At 35.3% G+C, this 15,658-nt stretch carries 19 protein-coding genes and 1 pseudogene; 18 read left to right on the forward strand and 2 right to left on the reverse strand.

The window, feature by feature from the left end; all coding sequences use genetic code 11:
• From ACIQ2D_RS22380 to ACIQ2D_RS15260, 3 genes and pseudogenes are all read left to right on the forward strand, one after another.
• Positions 1-828 (forward strand): annotated as a pseudogene (locus tag ACIQ2D_RS22380) (hypothetical protein); the annotation flags it as partial.
• Positions 829-1,286: 458 nt separating this feature from the next.
• On the forward strand, positions 1,287-1,736 hold the full coding sequence (locus ACIQ2D_RS15255; RefSeq protein WP_402865463.1) for a MarR family winged helix-turn-helix transcriptional regulator: 450 nt from the start codon (positions 1,287-1,289) through the stop codon (positions 1,734-1,736).
• A gap of 4 nt (positions 1,737-1,740) precedes the next feature.
• Positions 1,741-2,598 (forward strand): MBL fold metallo-hydrolase, encoded by an 858-nt coding sequence (locus ACIQ2D_RS15260; RefSeq protein WP_402865465.1) that lies wholly within the window; start codon positions 1,741-1,743, stop codon positions 2,596-2,598.
• 360 nt (positions 2,599-2,958) lie between these two features.
• Here ACIQ2D_RS15260 and ACIQ2D_RS15265 read toward each other — a convergent pair whose 3' ends face one another.
• Positions 2,959-3,270, reverse strand: coding sequence for a DUF3817 domain-containing protein (locus ACIQ2D_RS15265; RefSeq protein ID WP_402865467.1), 312 nt, complete (start codon positions 3,268-3,270; stop codon positions 2,959-2,961).
• A 603-nt stretch (positions 3,271-3,873) separates the two neighbouring features.
• Between ACIQ2D_RS15265 and ACIQ2D_RS15270 the strand changes: the two genes are divergently transcribed.
• The 12 genes from ACIQ2D_RS15270 (at position 3,874) to ACIQ2D_RS15325 (ending at position 12,596) form a co-directional block, all read left to right on the forward strand.
• Complete coding sequence (locus ACIQ2D_RS15270; protein WP_402865469.1) at positions 3,874-4,443, forward strand: hypothetical protein; 570 nt, start codon at positions 3,874-3,876, stop codon at positions 4,441-4,443.
• Positions 4,444-4,702: 259 nt separating this feature from the next.
• Positions 4,703-5,131, forward strand: coding sequence for a MarR family winged helix-turn-helix transcriptional regulator (locus ACIQ2D_RS15275; protein WP_402865471.1), 429 nt, complete (start codon positions 4,703-4,705; stop codon positions 5,129-5,131).
• 33 nt (positions 5,132-5,164) lie between these two features.
• On the forward strand, positions 5,165-5,461 hold the full coding sequence (locus ACIQ2D_RS15280) for a putative quinol monooxygenase (protein WP_402865473.1): 297 nt from the start codon (positions 5,165-5,167) through the stop codon (positions 5,459-5,461).
• A gap of 245 nt (positions 5,462-5,706) precedes the next feature.
• Entirely contained in the window at positions 5,707-5,955 is a 249-nt protein-coding gene (locus ACIQ2D_RS15285; RefSeq protein ID WP_402865475.1) for a DUF3953 domain-containing protein, read from the forward strand.
• Positions 5,956-6,147: 192 nt separating this feature from the next.
• On the forward strand, positions 6,148-6,444 hold the full coding sequence (locus ACIQ2D_RS15290; RefSeq protein WP_402865477.1) for a TIGR04104 family putative zinc finger protein: 297 nt from the start codon (positions 6,148-6,150) through the stop codon (positions 6,442-6,444).
• Between the two features lie 262 nt (positions 6,445-6,706).
• The gene (locus ACIQ2D_RS15295; protein ID WP_402865479.1) at positions 6,707-8,125 is read left to right on the forward strand and encodes a polysaccharide deacetylase family protein; all 1,419 of its coding nucleotides are present in this window, start codon (positions 6,707-6,709) and stop codon (positions 8,123-8,125) included.
• 231 nt (positions 8,126-8,356) lie between these two features.
• Complete coding sequence (locus ACIQ2D_RS15300; RefSeq protein WP_402865481.1) at positions 8,357-8,773, forward strand: NUDIX hydrolase; 417 nt, start codon at positions 8,357-8,359, stop codon at positions 8,771-8,773.
• A 406-nt stretch (positions 8,774-9,179) separates the two neighbouring features.
• Positions 9,180-9,545, forward strand: coding sequence for a hypothetical protein (locus ACIQ2D_RS15305; protein ID WP_402865482.1), 366 nt, complete (start codon positions 9,180-9,182; stop codon positions 9,543-9,545).
• A gap of 116 nt (positions 9,546-9,661) precedes the next feature.
• On the forward strand, positions 9,662-9,988 hold the full coding sequence (locus ACIQ2D_RS15310; RefSeq protein WP_402865484.1) for a hypothetical protein: 327 nt from the start codon (positions 9,662-9,664) through the stop codon (positions 9,986-9,988).
• Positions 9,989-10,046: 58 nt separating this feature from the next.
• The gene (locus ACIQ2D_RS15315) at positions 10,047-10,457 is read left to right on the forward strand and encodes a hypothetical protein (protein WP_402865486.1); all 411 of its coding nucleotides are present in this window, start codon (positions 10,047-10,049) and stop codon (positions 10,455-10,457) included.
• Positions 10,458-11,299: 842 nt separating this feature from the next.
• Positions 11,300-11,968 carry a hypothetical protein gene (locus ACIQ2D_RS15320; RefSeq protein ID WP_402865488.1) on the forward strand — a complete coding sequence of 223 codons (669 nt, stop codon included), beginning with the start codon at positions 11,300-11,302 and terminating at the stop codon, positions 11,966-11,968.
• A 157-nt stretch (positions 11,969-12,125) separates the two neighbouring features.
• Positions 12,126-12,596, forward strand: coding sequence for an HAD family hydrolase (locus ACIQ2D_RS15325; protein ID WP_402865490.1), 471 nt, complete (start codon positions 12,126-12,128; stop codon positions 12,594-12,596).
• Between the two features lie 154 nt (positions 12,597-12,750).
• On the opposite strand, the gene ACIQ2D_RS15330 is transcribed toward ACIQ2D_RS15325, so the two are convergent.
• Positions 12,751-13,200, reverse strand: a complete 450-nt coding sequence (locus ACIQ2D_RS15330) for an SRPBCC family protein (RefSeq protein ID WP_402865492.1) — start codon at positions 13,198-13,200, stop codon at positions 12,751-12,753.
• A gap of 166 nt (positions 13,201-13,366) precedes the next feature.
• Between ACIQ2D_RS15330 and ACIQ2D_RS15335 the strand changes: the two genes are divergently transcribed.
• The 3 genes from ACIQ2D_RS15335 to ACIQ2D_RS15345 all read left to right on the forward strand — a co-directional run bounded on the left by ACIQ2D_RS15335 (position 13,367) and on the right by ACIQ2D_RS15345 (position 15,587).
• Positions 13,367-14,008, forward strand: a complete 642-nt coding sequence (locus tag ACIQ2D_RS15335) for a GDSL-type esterase/lipase family protein (protein WP_402865494.1) — start codon at positions 13,367-13,369, stop codon at positions 14,006-14,008.
• Positions 14,009-14,283: 275 nt separating this feature from the next.
• Entirely contained in the window at positions 14,284-14,694 is a 411-nt protein-coding gene (locus ACIQ2D_RS15340) for a ClpX C4-type zinc finger protein (protein ID WP_402865496.1), read from the forward strand.
• Between the two features lie 404 nt (positions 14,695-15,098).
• Positions 15,099-15,587, forward strand: a complete 489-nt coding sequence (locus tag ACIQ2D_RS15345) for a hypothetical protein (RefSeq protein ID WP_402865498.1) — start codon at positions 15,099-15,101, stop codon at positions 15,585-15,587.
• The last annotated feature ends 71 nt before the right edge of the window (positions 15,588-15,658 follow it).

Below are 15,658 nucleotides of genomic sequence, written 5' to 3' on the forward strand. Positions count from 1 at the left end.
ACAGGTTTAACAGGAGCAACAGGCGCAACAGGTTCAACAGGTTTAACAGGAGCAACAGGTTCAACAGGCGCAACAGGAGCAACAGGAGCAACAGGTTCAACAGGTTCAACAGGTTCAACAGGTTCAACAGGTTTAACAGGAGCAACAGGCGCAACAGGTTCAACAGGTTTAACAGGAGCAACAGGTTCAACAGGCGCAACAGGAGCAACAGGAGCAACAGGAGCAACAGGCGCAACAGGTTCAACAGGCGCAACAGGAGCAACAGGAGCAACAGGTTCAACAGGTTTAACAGGCACAACAGGCACAACAGGTTCAACAGGAGCAACAGGTTTAACAGGAGCAACAGGAGCAACAGGAGCAACAGGAGCAACAGGTTTAACAGGAGCAACAGGTTCAACAGGAGCAACAGGCGCAACAGGCCCGGGAGTAATGGAAGTATTTCTAGCAACAGATCAATCAATAGGTAATAATGAGTTCCTAGGTTTAGGGAGTTCATCAGCAAGTTTTGTAAGGAGTACGATAGTAGTTCCCCGAAATGCAGTTATTACGAGTCTAACTTTTAACATTCGAGATCACGTTTTAAACGCAGGGCAAACGGTGACAGCGCAAATATATATAAGTACTAATTGTGGATTTAATGCTCCTGTTGCTTCGGGAATTATTGCTACAATCATAGGGCCGAGTACTGCTGCTTCGCCAAATTGTTGTGCAACAGTAACAGCTAATTTCTCCGTGAGTCAATGTAATATTTTAAGTGTTGAAGTAACGACTCCTGGTGGCGCTTTGGCAAATGGTGCAACTGCAACAATCCTATTTAATTTACCTTAATCATAGAAAGTAACTTCCTGAATATTTTAAGGGAAATATGAACTAGAGGAGGGAGCGATTAACTCCCGTCCTCTCACCCCACCGTATATACAGATCCGTATACTGCGGTTCCATGAAGTATGACGGACAGCAATTTTGTATCTCCCTGTCCGTTGGCTTTTCCGTCTCCCCCTGGAGCGCGGATGAGGGGAACAAAGGCTAAAAACGTCATCCTTTGACAACGCCTTTGAAACCAACATCCTTTAGCTGACGCTTCGCTTTCGCTCCATAAACATATGTTGCCCCGAATCGGCTCATCGGACGCTCTCCGGAAAGCGCTCAGCCGGAACGGAAATCAACCTCAAGTCATGTCAACGGTCCATATATACCTAATAAAATTAATAATTTACAAGTATCTAACAGTTAAGTAAACTTAACTAAATTAAAAAACTTTACCATGAATTGGGGATGATACATCTTTGCTGGATTATTCAATGATAATAGACAAAATCAATCAAAAATTTGAGCAGTTCAAGTTGTTAGTGTTACAAGAAACCAAAGAGGTGGAGGAATTAGCGAACTATCACTTAACGCCTCAACAGGAAATTATCATGTATTACATCATTCGTCATGAGCCGACCATTGCAAATGATATTGCCCAACACTTTGATATTTCAAAAAGTGCTGTTAGCCAAGTCATTTCAAAGTTGGAAAAAATGAACATGATCTATCGTCAAGAGAATGCAACAAACCGTAGAGAAACCTTTATTTATCTTGGGGATAGGGGGCAGGCGTTTTCGCAACTTCTGCACAAGATTGACGCAATGCTTATAGAAAAATATTACTCGAAAGTAAGCTTAACAGAGTTGCAACATGTTCTTGATACATTAGATGAGATTGTCGGACCTACAACACACAAAGGGGACTAAGATGATGGGAAAACAGTTGAAACAACTAACGAATCGTATACAGTATTTACCGCATGATCCTGCAACAGACCGACCAATACTGGCTGCCATCTGTGGGCGTCGCCAAACTTTACTTGTCGATGCAGGAAATTCTGATACACATGCTCAGTTATTTCTTAGTGAACTCGATCATTGTCACATGACGAATGATCATTCTGTCGTATTAACACATTGGCATTGGGATCATAGCTTTGGAGCAAATCAGTTGAATAGCGTAATCATCGCCCATGAAAACACGAAAATGCATCTTGAAAAAATGGTGGACTATGATTGGTCAGACGAAGCTTTAGCTCATCGTGTAGAAACAGGCGTAGAGAATCAGTTTTGTGCAGACATGATCAAAAAAGAATTTGGCATAGACAGAAATATCACCATCACTTTACCGACTATTACATTTAAAGATGAATTTGAGATTGATTTAGGTGGTATTCGGTGTGTCGTCAAACATGTAGGTGGCGATCATGCTGATGACTCATCAATCATTTATGTAGAGGAAGAAAAAGTACTTTTCTTAGGGGACTGCTTGTACCCAAGCATTTACGCACAACAACCACACTATACGATTGATCATGTTAGACAGCTCTTAGAAACGATTGAAATGTTTGATGCCGACATCTACGTGCTTTCACATGAATCTCCATTATCTAAAGCTGATTTTATGGGTTATATGATGTTATTGAAGTTGATTTGTGATTTAACAGAAAAACATAAAAGTAACCACTCAAATTTGGTAAATGAGCTATCTACTTTACTAAATCGTCCATTAAGTCAGTTAGAAGAAGAAATTGTATATTGTTTTATGAACGGCTTATCCGTTGGGTGAACCATGAAACATATAAAAAATCAAAATATGTGACGTACTTTACTTGAAGATCATTGAGTTGCATAGGCAGCTCTTTTTTCTTTATGGGCCAAACGGCGGAAGTTAGTTGAAGAAAGTGTTTATGCACAAGTTATAGAATGATGATAGATGGAAATTCAGCGGAGATGATTGCAGATGGAATGGTTAGCTTAATAAAGAATTTCTGTTTCTCTGTCATGTGATTTTGATTATGTACGGACTTATGTGGGGGAATTAGAGGAAAACATTAATAGTTATCCTATCAATATAAGCAGAAGATACAAAAAAAGTAGCTTTAATATCACATTTCAAAGCTACTAAACTACAATTATTCAAATGATACTAGCTACCTAAAAATTTCTCTTTATTTTTCTTAATGTAGATGTCTAGCACGATATTGCCGCCGGGAACCCATGCAGCTGCTAGTGCTAATACGCTCCAATAAAAACGCCATTTAACAAATATTTGAGCGATAATAATTGTTATAATATATACAACAAAAATGTATCCATGGACACTTCCAGCTATCGTAACTATCATTGGCATGTCAGCCATGTATTTTAGAGGCATCGCAACGCACAATAGAAAGAGGAATGAAATACCATCCAATATGCCAAATATCCGGAATACGGAAAGTGCTATTGATTTTTTCATGTTTTGTACTATCTCCTTAAAATTTTTTCCATCGCTTATTATAGGGGGATGTGGCTGAATGAACAAAGAATCTGCTTTCTTATAATTAGATTAGAAGATTGGAAGTGATAGTAGAAAATGAAAAGAATACATGTAACATACTTATTGATTTATAGGGAAGATGAGAGAAAATATTGATGGTATATAACCAAGGTAGGAGTAGATTCCTTCCTGTAATTCAGTTGACTAGGGGAGTTTATAATGAAAACGATTATGCAGGCATTTTTTTGTTCGCTGTTTATACATATATTATATTTTTTCAGTATCTATGGATGGCCATATATTAAAACGATATTCGACAAGCTTAATGGGCCGAAGCGGTATATAGCTGAGAGTCATACCGATGTGATGTTCGTGATTATAGGGTCCCCAGTAGTCTTTTTTGGCACCACGTTTTTCGGGATAGCCATAGTATGTGGCTTCATTATCGGATTGACTAAAAAATATTTTAAGACACGCAGTATTCAGTGATTTAAAAATTGATGACTTACTCTTTTAACGTGGCAAGTTAGTTGAAGAAGTCAGTCATGGATTGTTAGTACAAGCAAACAGCGGGGTGAACTTATGGAATTACTATTGGCAACAAATTATGAGGTTAATGTACTTCATTCAAAGTTTAAAAAGTTTAATGTTCATCTTCTCGAAGAACCAAGTAAGCTATACGATTTTAGCGGTATTATGGATGTGTTTGATCGTGTGCTTAATGAAGAAGAAGCAAGTGAGCTATTAGGGAGAAGTCATAATTTACAGCACATTGCTAAATTTGTTAGCACCCTTAGAAATCTATTTTACATAGCTGAAAAAGAAGTATATGTACACGTTAATAAAAAAGCAGTTGGAAAAGAAAAATTGAAGTTTATCTTAAGTTGTTTAAATCGAAAAGAGACTAAATTTTTTCGGAAATTATTTTCCGATAACAAGGGGATTTATAAAATAGGTGACGATGAAGCCCTTGCCTTTTTAACGAAACTCTCAGTGAACGAACTGTATTTTGTAGATTTTTTCTTCCCTTCTCTGGATACAGTGATCATAGGGAATTATGATTTGTCGTTTCCTGTTTATTCTAAGACGGTAATCGGTTTTAATATGTGTAAAGAAATTGTTGAAGAAAACGGCTTATTTATACGGCAATAGGAAATGAACAGTGGTAGAGGTACCGAGTTTTTGTTTCATTAACGAGGTCTTTACTTGAAGAACATTGAGTTGCTTAGGCAGCTCTTTTTCTTATTGAAAGAACGCGCAGGTTAATTCAAGAAAATCTTATCGAGGGATCCTTTTGGTTGCATGTTAGATCATGTTGCATTATATTTATTGACGGGTCAATTATTGATAGGTCAATAAATTGTAGTTACTCTTATATGTTGGCCTCATACATTACTTAGGAGGTCAATTGATGAGATGTTCACTATCCAATCAGGAACAAATCTTACATCTGCTTAAAGGGCTTAATAACCAAATTAGCCCTAAATTTGAACGGTGTACAGGCATTAGTGCATCACGCTATGAATTGCTACACCAGCTTTATGAAACGGAAGAAATTAATCAATCCACCCTTCAAAAAGCTGTAAATATTGATAGTGGTGCCATTACTCGTCATCTAAAACAACTTGAGGCAAACGGCATGGTGACAAGACGAAGAAACCCTACCGATAATCGAGTGATATTTGTTCGCCTTACTGAGGAAGGGCGTAAACAAATTGTCGGTTACAAAAAAGAAAAGGTTCGTTTCGTGAACCAAATGCTTCATGATTTTAACCCAGAGGAATTGGAATTCCTATCAAACATGCTTCATCGCATGCAAGACAATATCAGTGAATACTGACATTAATAAATCTAATTAAAAGGATGGATACCTATGATTATTATTCACGCACAACTTCAAGTAAAACCGGATCAAGAACAAGCATTCTTGGAAGAGGTTAAAACACTTCTATCAGCATCAAGAGCTGAAGAAGGTAACATTAGCTACGATTTGATGAAATCGACTGAACAAGATTGCCATTATACAATGGTTGAAGTTTGGAAAGGTCTAGAAGCTATTGCAATCCATAATACGAGCGAACATTTCACTGCTTTCACTCAAAAAGCGCCAACTTTCATGGCTGCACCAATGGACCTTAAAGTATTCAGCGGCGAAGCACTAAAAGCATAATTTTGTCTAAAATAGCAAACAGCCCAAGGCGTTCATCCTTGGGCTGTTTGTTTATGTTCATTTTCATCAACAAGTATAACTGTATTATAAAATTCTAAAAGAGCACTATAAATTTGCTTTAGTTAAATGGAGCAGGAATAATTATCCAACAGGTGTGGAAATAAGGTATTATTATACTAATAGTGCAATTATGTTGAGCAAAGATACATTTTGAAGATGGCAGTTTATTAGTTGGAGGTATAAAAATGACAGAAAAAAAGCTTGATATTTTAGTGTTCTTCCAAATATTTTTCGCGATCTCTGTTATCTTAATTGGTGTTTATGGTAAGGTTACGGAAAACTTCAACTTACAACCATTGCTGTTGATACTCATGGGTGCAATGTTACTGATAATAGGATTGCGAGAATATAAAAGAACTAACAGTTTATTGAGGGGTCTCATCTATTTGAGCATTTCGTTATTCATTTTGTTCGTTGCAGTTAAAGCATTATGATTAATTCATAGAAGTATACTCGACTAACGACGTGCGTTAATTAAAGATTATTGAGTTGAATAAGCAGCTATCTATTCTTTATTGAACGAACGGGGCAGATCAGTTTAAAAGTAAATTGGAGATTAAACCCAATTTAAACAGGGAAACTGATAAGATTGTTGTAAAGGTGCTTACATAGGAGGGGATGAATAGATGAGTCTACAGAAATGTGATCAGTGTAATACTCAATTTAAATGGAGTACAATCGTAAGCTCTATTTTTTTAGCACACCGACCTATTCAATGCAATCAATGTGACACGAATCATAGGGTAACATTCTTTTCAAGAATTATCTTGTCTTTGTTGTCAGTTGTACCCTTGTGGATATTTGGCTATATCATTGCAAGACAATTATCGTTATCCTTTTCTTATACTTTTTCGATAATGATTATATATAGTGTTTTTATGTTTTTGTTATTTCCTTTTTTTGTGAAGTACAATTCGAAATAATGAATATATTTATAGTGAAATAAGGTTTCTCTTATTAAGCTAAGGGAAGCTTGAGTTGCCTAGGCAGCTCTTTTTTTCTTTATTGAACTACCGGGGCAGTTTTCTTGTGAAAGATCTGTCGCTATTCAACAAAATTAATGCCTTCATCCCGTTTTTTTTCATAAAATTGTTATTTTGTCTTAATAAGAATTAGTTTGGTTGTTATGCTAGTGAATATTTCGGGCAAAATATTACGAACAGGAAAACAACGGGAGTGATGGTTATGAGACCAACGAAAGTAACGTATAGTATTTTGTTTATCCTTGGTTTGTGCGTAATTGGCTATCTTATTTACTACTTACTACAAGATACTAAGGATGAAGGCAATAAAGAAACGAAAACAACTGGAACGCTAGTGGAATATTCTAAATATCCAGGAGTGGATTTAATTACAGATATCACAGATAAAGAAAAGTATCACATTGCAATGCATTATCCGAAGTTTAAAAACAACGAATTGAATAAAGAAATTGAAGATTATGTATCTTCCGTTAAACAAGCTTTCTTAACAACTGTCGATGAGAATAAGAAGTATATAAAAAATCATGTAGCCAATTTGTACTTGACGATGGATATCTATTTAGTCGCTAAAAATACCTATTCAATTGTTTTTTCTGAAGAAAGTTATGTGGTAGGAGCAAATGCTGAACAAACAGCTAAGGTTTACTTGGTAGATGTAGAGAAAGGTGAATTTATTCAACCAACAAAAATCATCAATGATACAAAACAAAATAGAGAAGAACTATATACGCTCATAAGTGCAAAGTTCAAGGAATCAACAGAATACGGTCCATTATTATTTGAAGAAGACTTAAAGGACTGGATAATGAATGAGGAAAATCATTTTCCAAATCTGTACTTCACTGATAAATCAGCTGTATTTAAATTTAATAAATATGAAGTAACCGCTGGAGCAGCAGGCATGCCAGAAATCTCTATCCCATTAGAAAAAATGCGAGATTTACTTACAGATGAGTGGAAAGATCAATTACTGATTGAACATAAAGAAAAGGGAGAGCAAGACAATTCTGATGATAAACAAATAGGAAACGAAGATAAAACAAGTGAAAATTCTTCAATAAATGGGAAACGAGTGGCACTTACATTTGATGATGGTCCTCATCCGAAAAACACTTTGAAGATTATTGATCTCTTGGATAAATATGATGCGACGGCAACATTTTTTATGCTGGGAAACAGGGTTGATTTCTATCCTGAAATCGCCAAAAAGGTTGCCGATGAAGGACATGAATTAGGTAATCACACATGGAATCACAAAGACCTTTCTACCTTAAGTAAGGAAGCAGGAATTCAGGAAGTCGAAAAAACAAATGAAATCATAAAGAATGTTACAGGGAGAGAATCTACTGCGTTTCGCCCACCGTATGGGGTTATTAACGAACAAGTCCAAAACGCTACCGGCAGCCCGGCAGTTTTGTGGACTATCGATACATTGGATTGGAAGTCCCGTAACCCAAATGAAATATTAAAAATTGTGAAAGAAAATGTAAAAGACGGTTCCATCATACTCATGCACGATATTCATGAAACAACCGCACAAGCAGTAGAACCAATGTTAAAATACTTAAAAGAACAAGGATTTACATTTGTGCCGGTTTCTGAACTAACAGATCCAGACTGAATCAATAGACAACTTGTTAAACGACAGAGACTTTACGAGCGCTCTGTCTTTTTTTGAACTAAATCAGCTAATATTTTGTGAAATAATACACTTAAAATCCCATGAAAGAACGTAATAATCTTTCATTTTCTGTGGTGAAGTGGTGATTTTTGCGCTTCATGGATGGCTAACGGGACAGATTAATTAAGTAAGGTTGTAGAAAGTATATTGTTGTGAAGGAGGGAGAAAGAAATGGATTTGCAGCGAGTTGATGTTGTATATGCACTATTATTTGATACAGACATAAACAAAATCCTAATGGTATTCAACAAGAATGGTACATGGTCTCTACCAGGCGGTTCAGTTGAAGTAGGAGAAACCTTACGAGAAGCCACTGTAAGAGAAGTTAAAGAAGAGACAGGATATGATATTAAGGTTGGGAATATTGTTGCTCTGAACGAGGCTTTTATCGATAAAAATCATGTTTATTTTATTACATATCATGGTCACATTACAAAAAGACCTGAAGAAATTCCCCCTGAAGAAAATATCATTAAAGTTGAATGGGTGAGTTTAGAAGAAGCAGATCGATTAATGCCCTATCATCCAGAAGGAATTTCAAAACTGCTTAATCAATCGGGTGCAAAATATACTTTACAAAAAGAATAATCACACGATTTCTTATTTCGCTAACGAGGTAGTTTGGTGCTCTAGAGAGTCGGGGATAGTGGGAGCCTGCTTTATCCTTCATATAATGAAACGCACCTTTAAGGAACGTTCCTGAAAATCTGTAGGGAAACGATAAAAATAACGAGTTTAGGGGAAAGTTATCCAGGTGTTGAACGTTTTATAGGTATTTTAGAAAGTAAATAGGACTATGCTTCTGCTAAAAAAGGCGCAGGAGAGTTGAAGAGTGTTATTTAACTTGTGTTCAACAATGGGCCAGATTGTTGAGAATTACTCTCAAAGAGAGTTAGTTTTTTATGTTAAAATATTGCGAGTGAAATCAAGTTCTTAACGATTTTATCAAATATCAAACAAAATAATTCAGTAACGAAGAAAGGGCAGTACTATTATGGAAAACGTATCAAATGTAGTTAAATTAGAATCAATAAAATCTTTACAATCGACAATCAGTAAACTCGAAAATGCCTTGGCCCAGATGACTCAGAAAGGCGTTAATACTACCTTAGTCAAGAAACGACTCAAAGCTGTTTCCATCGGCTTCATAATGCTAGAAAACGTTTGGAATCAAAGTCCCCATTCTTACACCCAGGAAGATTTAGAAGAAGCTCACAAGATTCTCACTGGTTTATTACCAACGATTGAGAATAGTTATGGTAGGTCAAAGGCTGGTAGTCCCCAAAGAACGCTTTTAGAAAGAAGAATTAAAGCGTTGGAACTAGCTATTCAAGCGATTGACGATATTTCTAATAAATAACTTATGGAAAAATTGAGTCACTAGTGCAATAGGTTAGGTGAAAAATTTATATCGATTGGTTTTACAATTAGTTTTTAGAAAGTAATTTATATCGTGCTTTTCTTAGGGGTGGGAAAATGAAAAAATGGCTGTCTTATTTATTTTATTTTGTTGTAACAATAGTGGTTACCTATGTCTTCCAATGGATATTAGTGCTTCTTTTTGGTGGTATCCGTTTTACTGCTGCTGATAGCCCACCCGGAGATTTAAGTGTAGGTGCAAAGCTTGTGTTTAGCGTGGGTTTTCCAGTATTTTATTTTATTTGTTTAACAATTTTTTTCTTCTTGTATCGTTCTTTGTTGAAGCAGTTTGGATTTGAATTAAATAAAGTGCTTCCAATTTGTTTTAATATCTTTATTGCTTTAGGTGTAGTAGTTCGTTTTATGGTTATTGCGTTTGGCTAGAATTAGAGATAATATGATTATTCTTTATAGCTACTATTTAAAATCGAGGTTATGTTTTATGGATGACAAAATAAGTAAGATGATAATAATAATTAATGTTGGGACATTTTTCTTAGGATGGAACATAATATTTCTTGCTGGAGCAGATAAACCACCGCCAATTGGTTTTCTCTGGCTAGTTTGTTTGGTGCTATTATTAGATATTGCTCAGTTCTTTTATTTAAAAAGATTTCTTCCTAGATTGCACACGAAATCAAAAGGTTTATTTTTTATAAATCTATTCTATTTTTTCTTTGCAGGATTAATAGTTGGCGTTATAACAATACTAGCCCGTATAAATATTATGTCTGGTTTACAGCTTAGTGATATTTTTATTTGGATAGTTTTAATCATCAGTGCATCCCTGGTAAATGGTGCATTTTTCTATGCATTTAATATAGTACTATTAAAGAAATATAAAAATAGCTGATTGAGCCTTGTGATTATACTATTAGGACCTTACAACATTGTGAACAATTTCAAATAAACTAACTGAGGGCATTGTATGAAAGATCATTGAGTTGTGTATGCAGCTCTTTTTTTATTGAACAAATGGTACGGATAGTTCAATAAGGTATGAAACATGAGAAGAGAATGTTTTGTATGATTGATAGGAGATATTTGTGAGAAATATTACCATTGGTCAATGTTGTTGATTTTACTTACGAGATGTTCGCTAAGTTTAGGTGGGCCAAATCTTATAAAAAATTATTTTCAGAAAGGAAATAAAGATGAAATGGACAACAAAAACTGAGACGTGGGTTAGTATTTTACTTTTTGTTGCTTTATCTTCAGCTGTTTTTAATATTAGTTTTTTTATCGAGAAAAATAGTTTATACGTATCGCTATTTGGGTTGTTTTTTGTATTGTTTATGGGGTTACTTATTATAACTTTGGATTTTCGAAATAAATCAAAAAACTACAGCCTGTTGATCCGAACGATCGTTACTTTAGTTTTGCTTAATGTGTTTCTCTATGTAATTTTAGTTATAGTACTTTCTCAAAATCTAGCTAACTTCTTTGCTTTTACGATAACATACACAATTATGTATAGCCTTTTTGCATTTATTAGAAATAAGTTAAACTAAAACCACATTGGATAGCTACATAATTAAAGATACTTAAGCAATCTTGCGCGCTTGTTGAATAAGAATTATCACCAAACATATCCAATTTTTGATTTAACAATGGTAAACTTATGGTTAGCACTAAATATTTTTGCTAACAAAACATGCTGTTAGCAATGTTCTAAATAACTACGAATAGTTAGGCGTGATTCCATTGATAAAAGATAAGAAACTTATTTACATTGCTTTAGTTCCTTTTTTTATCTCCATGGCATTGAATTTCCCCTTCCCTCATAAAAACCCTTATGGCAAGGTAGTAGTTTCGGCATTAAATATTCCTATTAAATCAGTAAATGGATTCCATTATGTTGGAATCACATCGTTATTGTTACTAATTGTAAGCCTATATTTACTAGTGAAATCATTAAAAAAGTATCATGTTCGAGGGGTAGTGATTGCTATTCTGGTAGCGATTTTTACACCTCCATATGTAGCCAGTACTTTTCAAAAAACTATTGCAACTGGCATTTACGCAATATCTTATGAGAGTCAGGAAAGCATTTGTAATTTTGAAATGAAAAATGAGACAACATTGCATGGAGTATGTGAACTCCCTTTTGAAAATTACAGTAGAAATAGTAACCAATTCACCATTGAATTTGTTGAACACTATCCATACGAAGATGATGTACGAATGGTATCACTTATGAATAACGCCCCCCCATATGAGGTCATGTTAAGAGGGAAAGAACGTAAACGAGTGATAATTGAGACAGACATAGATGTGTCGCAGATGGAGGACCACATAGATGGTGGTCAAGCAGGTTTTGTCACAATTATTATTAAGTCAGGAGAAATAACAAGAAAGTTATGAGATTAGTTCAATTTAAGTTTTAGGTATATAACTCTGCATGGAAGATTTACAATACATGATTTAGAACTATACTATTTAAAAGATTACAAATGCACACTGAAGAAACGTCTATGACTAAACGCATGGATGAATAAACTGGGGATCAGGAGATGTTATAGTGGAAATTAATATACCAGGAAGAGGCATCATAAAAATTAAAAATCTCTTATTAGACTATAATGGAACGATCGCTTGTGATGGTAAAGTGATCCCTTCAGTAAAAGAGAAAATAGAGGCTATTCATAAAAAAGGAATAAGGGTACATTTAGTAACTGCTGATACCCATGGTACTGCCAGGAATCAATGTGCGAATATGCCTATTGAAATACAGGTATTTGATAACTCAAATGCTGCAGAAAATAAAAGAGACATTGTAGATAAACTTGGCGCAGAACAATGCATATGTATTGGAAATGGGTTTAATGATGGACAAATGTTTGTAGCTTGCAGCATATCAATTATCGTAATTGGAGATGAAGGATGTTCCGCAAAGTCTTTAATGAAAGCCGACATTGTATGTAAGAATATTGAAGACGCTTTTGATTTGATATTGAAACCAAGTAGAATCATTGCAACTTTAAGAGGATAAACTATTCTCAATAATAACTAGACAGCGTTGTAGTAGAGCATTTTCATCAAGTTGTCATTTATTCTATGGACGAACACTGTATGACCGAAATACTATCTAAAACCATTTGGGTCAGTCCCCACACGCTGTAGCGTAACGGAGGACTGGCCCATTTTTAAATTCTATTAAGCTTCTCCACTTTTGTGGCGATAGCAATAGTCGTTTCTTTCGTTAATTGAGGAAGAGAAGACTTTAATAACTTATTTACCATCGGTCCCATTGCGCCACCAGCAGTGATTTCAAGAAAGCCTGTCATCCTCGTTCTTTTTTTATCTATTACTTCTGCCAGGAAATAACCACCGCCTGAAAGTTCCTCATTTAAACCCGCTAAATTAAAAGTAACCCTTGTCGGTTCAATCCATTGTTGTATAGTGACCATTAGATTAATCTTTTTCTTTATGAAGCCAACGTTACTATAAAATTCCCAAGTGGACTGACGGTCAGTTAATTTCCGATGTTGAATATATCCAGGAATAAGTGGCGCCCAGTTATCCATATCCTTCACAAAATCCCACACCTTATTGATCGGTACCCCCACCTCAACCTGATGCATTCCGTTTGGCATTCATTTTCCTTCTTTCCATTTTAATAGTAAGACCTTCATATAAGTATATGTTCCTTCCATCCATGGGGTAGTTGCCCCTCGTGCCTGGGTGAATGACAACCCCGTAGTTTCGAATCGTAACCGATTTGAATACTATACGAGTACAACTAATCATTTGAGGTGAAATATGGATTTCAATCCTTTACGTTATCTGGCAATCGGTGATTCCCTTACTGTGGGTATCGGTGTTCATCTTTTGGACCCAGGATTTGTTGAATATTATAGAGGCATGAGTCAGCAAATTTTAAAAAGGCGTATTTTCTATCAAAAACACGCAAGGTCAGGAGCAACGACAGAGGATGTTTTAGCAATGCTTTATTCCCCGACTGCTACAGAAGCTGTAAAATGTGCAAATATCATTACGATAACGGCTGGGGGAAATGACTTAATAAACGCTGCCAAAGGATTTATGAGAAATAATGATGAAGAAATTATAGCTCAGGCTATTAAGCAAGCAAGGAAGAACTACTCAAAAATATTAGAAAGAATTCACCATCTAGACAAACAAGATCAATACATTTTACGGTTAACGAATTTATACAATCCATTTCCCGAGATTCCTATAGCAGATGAGGGTATTAAAGCGTTTAATGCATCGATTAACCGTTTTGGTCGGGAAATGAATGTTAAAGTAGCTGATCTTTATGGCGTATTTAAGGGAAATGAAAAAGCTTTTCTATCAAAAGGAGGGGTTCATCCAAATAGTAAGGGTTATTATCAAATGGCACTAGCTTTAAGTAAGCTCGGATATTCCCCGTTTGAAGGCTAAATATAATGCTGGTTTGTTTTCTAATCCTAAACAAATTATCGCTATAATGGAACTCACTATGATAAAACTTATCCAAGAATAGACTTAAAAAAGTTGTTAAGCTGACGGAGTGGCTTACTTGAAGAGCATTGAGTTGTTTAGTAAGCTCTTTTTTTCCAACATACGGTGTGGGTAGTTGAAAATATTTTTAGTATGCAGGCATGATTTTTGGTTTAATGCATAACCTCCACTATATATGTACACGAATGTATACAAATACAGTGGAGGTGTAATAAATGGATCAAGATTTCCGAAAGAAAACATTTCGAGGAGCAAAAATTGAAGATACTATTTTGGAATTAGAGAAACTAAGTTTGTTATGTGAAGAAAAATCCAAAGGTAGTGAACAATTAGAAAGACAACGTTTTTATGAAGGAATGGCTACTGCTTATACAACTATTGCCGGGAAGTTAAAAGGAGATTTCGATTATATTGAACCGAAAGCAATTGATGAAGTATACAATGCTTTAGAGAAAACTTCGCCCAAAAAAAATAGTAGCACTAAAGAACAAGTCTCGACTTGTTCATTTTGTCAAAGAAGTAAAGAAGAAGTGGGGGAATTAGCTAAGGGACTAGGCGTTTCTATTTGTAGCCATTGTTTGGAATTTGGTGCAGAGGTTATAAAATCTCATTCATTAGGTTTATGAACTAATTAGCTAACGGAATGCGTTAATTGAAGGTCACTGAGTTGCTTAGGCAGCTCTTTTTTTCTTTCTGGAACGAACGGAGGAAGTTAGTTGAAGAAGGTTATTATGTACCAGTTATAGAATAAATGTATAGATGGAAATTCAGAGAAGACGATTGCAAAAGGGGGGCTTGTTTTGATGTCGGAAGATCGAAAATACTTACAATTAAAGGTGCAGGGTAAATATAGACGTAAAAAAAACAATTCAGTAAACCTAACAATTTCGATGAAAAAGAGTTTATTATTATCACGATAATCGTATTTTTCATTTTCTTTTTGAATGTAATTTTCCCCTAACAGTGCATAGATTCTAGCATTGCTTATTCGACTAAGGGATATATATTTGATAGATAAAGGGTGGTACATATGGACAAAGCAGAAAGAGATGCTGCTTTACGAACGTTACGTTTTTTATGTGAAGGAACCAGACTCGAGGGACTTACCTTTTATGGACTGAGGTTACTTCTTTCAGAGAGTGACAATAATTCAAAGCGAATAGATGGTCAAATTTACATTAATATTGAAAGTCCGATTTGTTTATTTAAGTCGATGCCTAAAAATATTCCTGTATTCAATGAACTCCCTAAAATGGAGTCGATTGAATCCTTAAAAATAATTTGTGAATTGCGATTAAAGCAAATTGTGGATGTTTCCTTGTCTATTGAAAGTCCGCATTTATTCCTAACGTTTGAAACAGGAGAGGTTCTCTTCATCTGGGGACAGCATGATCAGTATGAAAGTTGGCAAGTAGGCGTTAGTGATACTGCTATAGGTGATGAGCATTGGGAAGTAGTTGCTTGTCCTAATGATAGTTTAGCAATATGGGGAGCAGACGACATTGTGAGGTATACATAATTTTCCTTATTAAAGGAACTGGGGCTTTCGTTCAATAGTCGATACACGATGTATCCACACAAAAAGACAGC

The sequence above is a fragment of the Lysinibacillus sp. NPDC097287 genome, from assembly GCF_044761695.1.
In the GTDB taxonomy this organism is placed as follows: domain Bacteria; phylum Bacillota; class Bacilli; order Bacillales_A; family Planococcaceae; genus Lysinibacillus.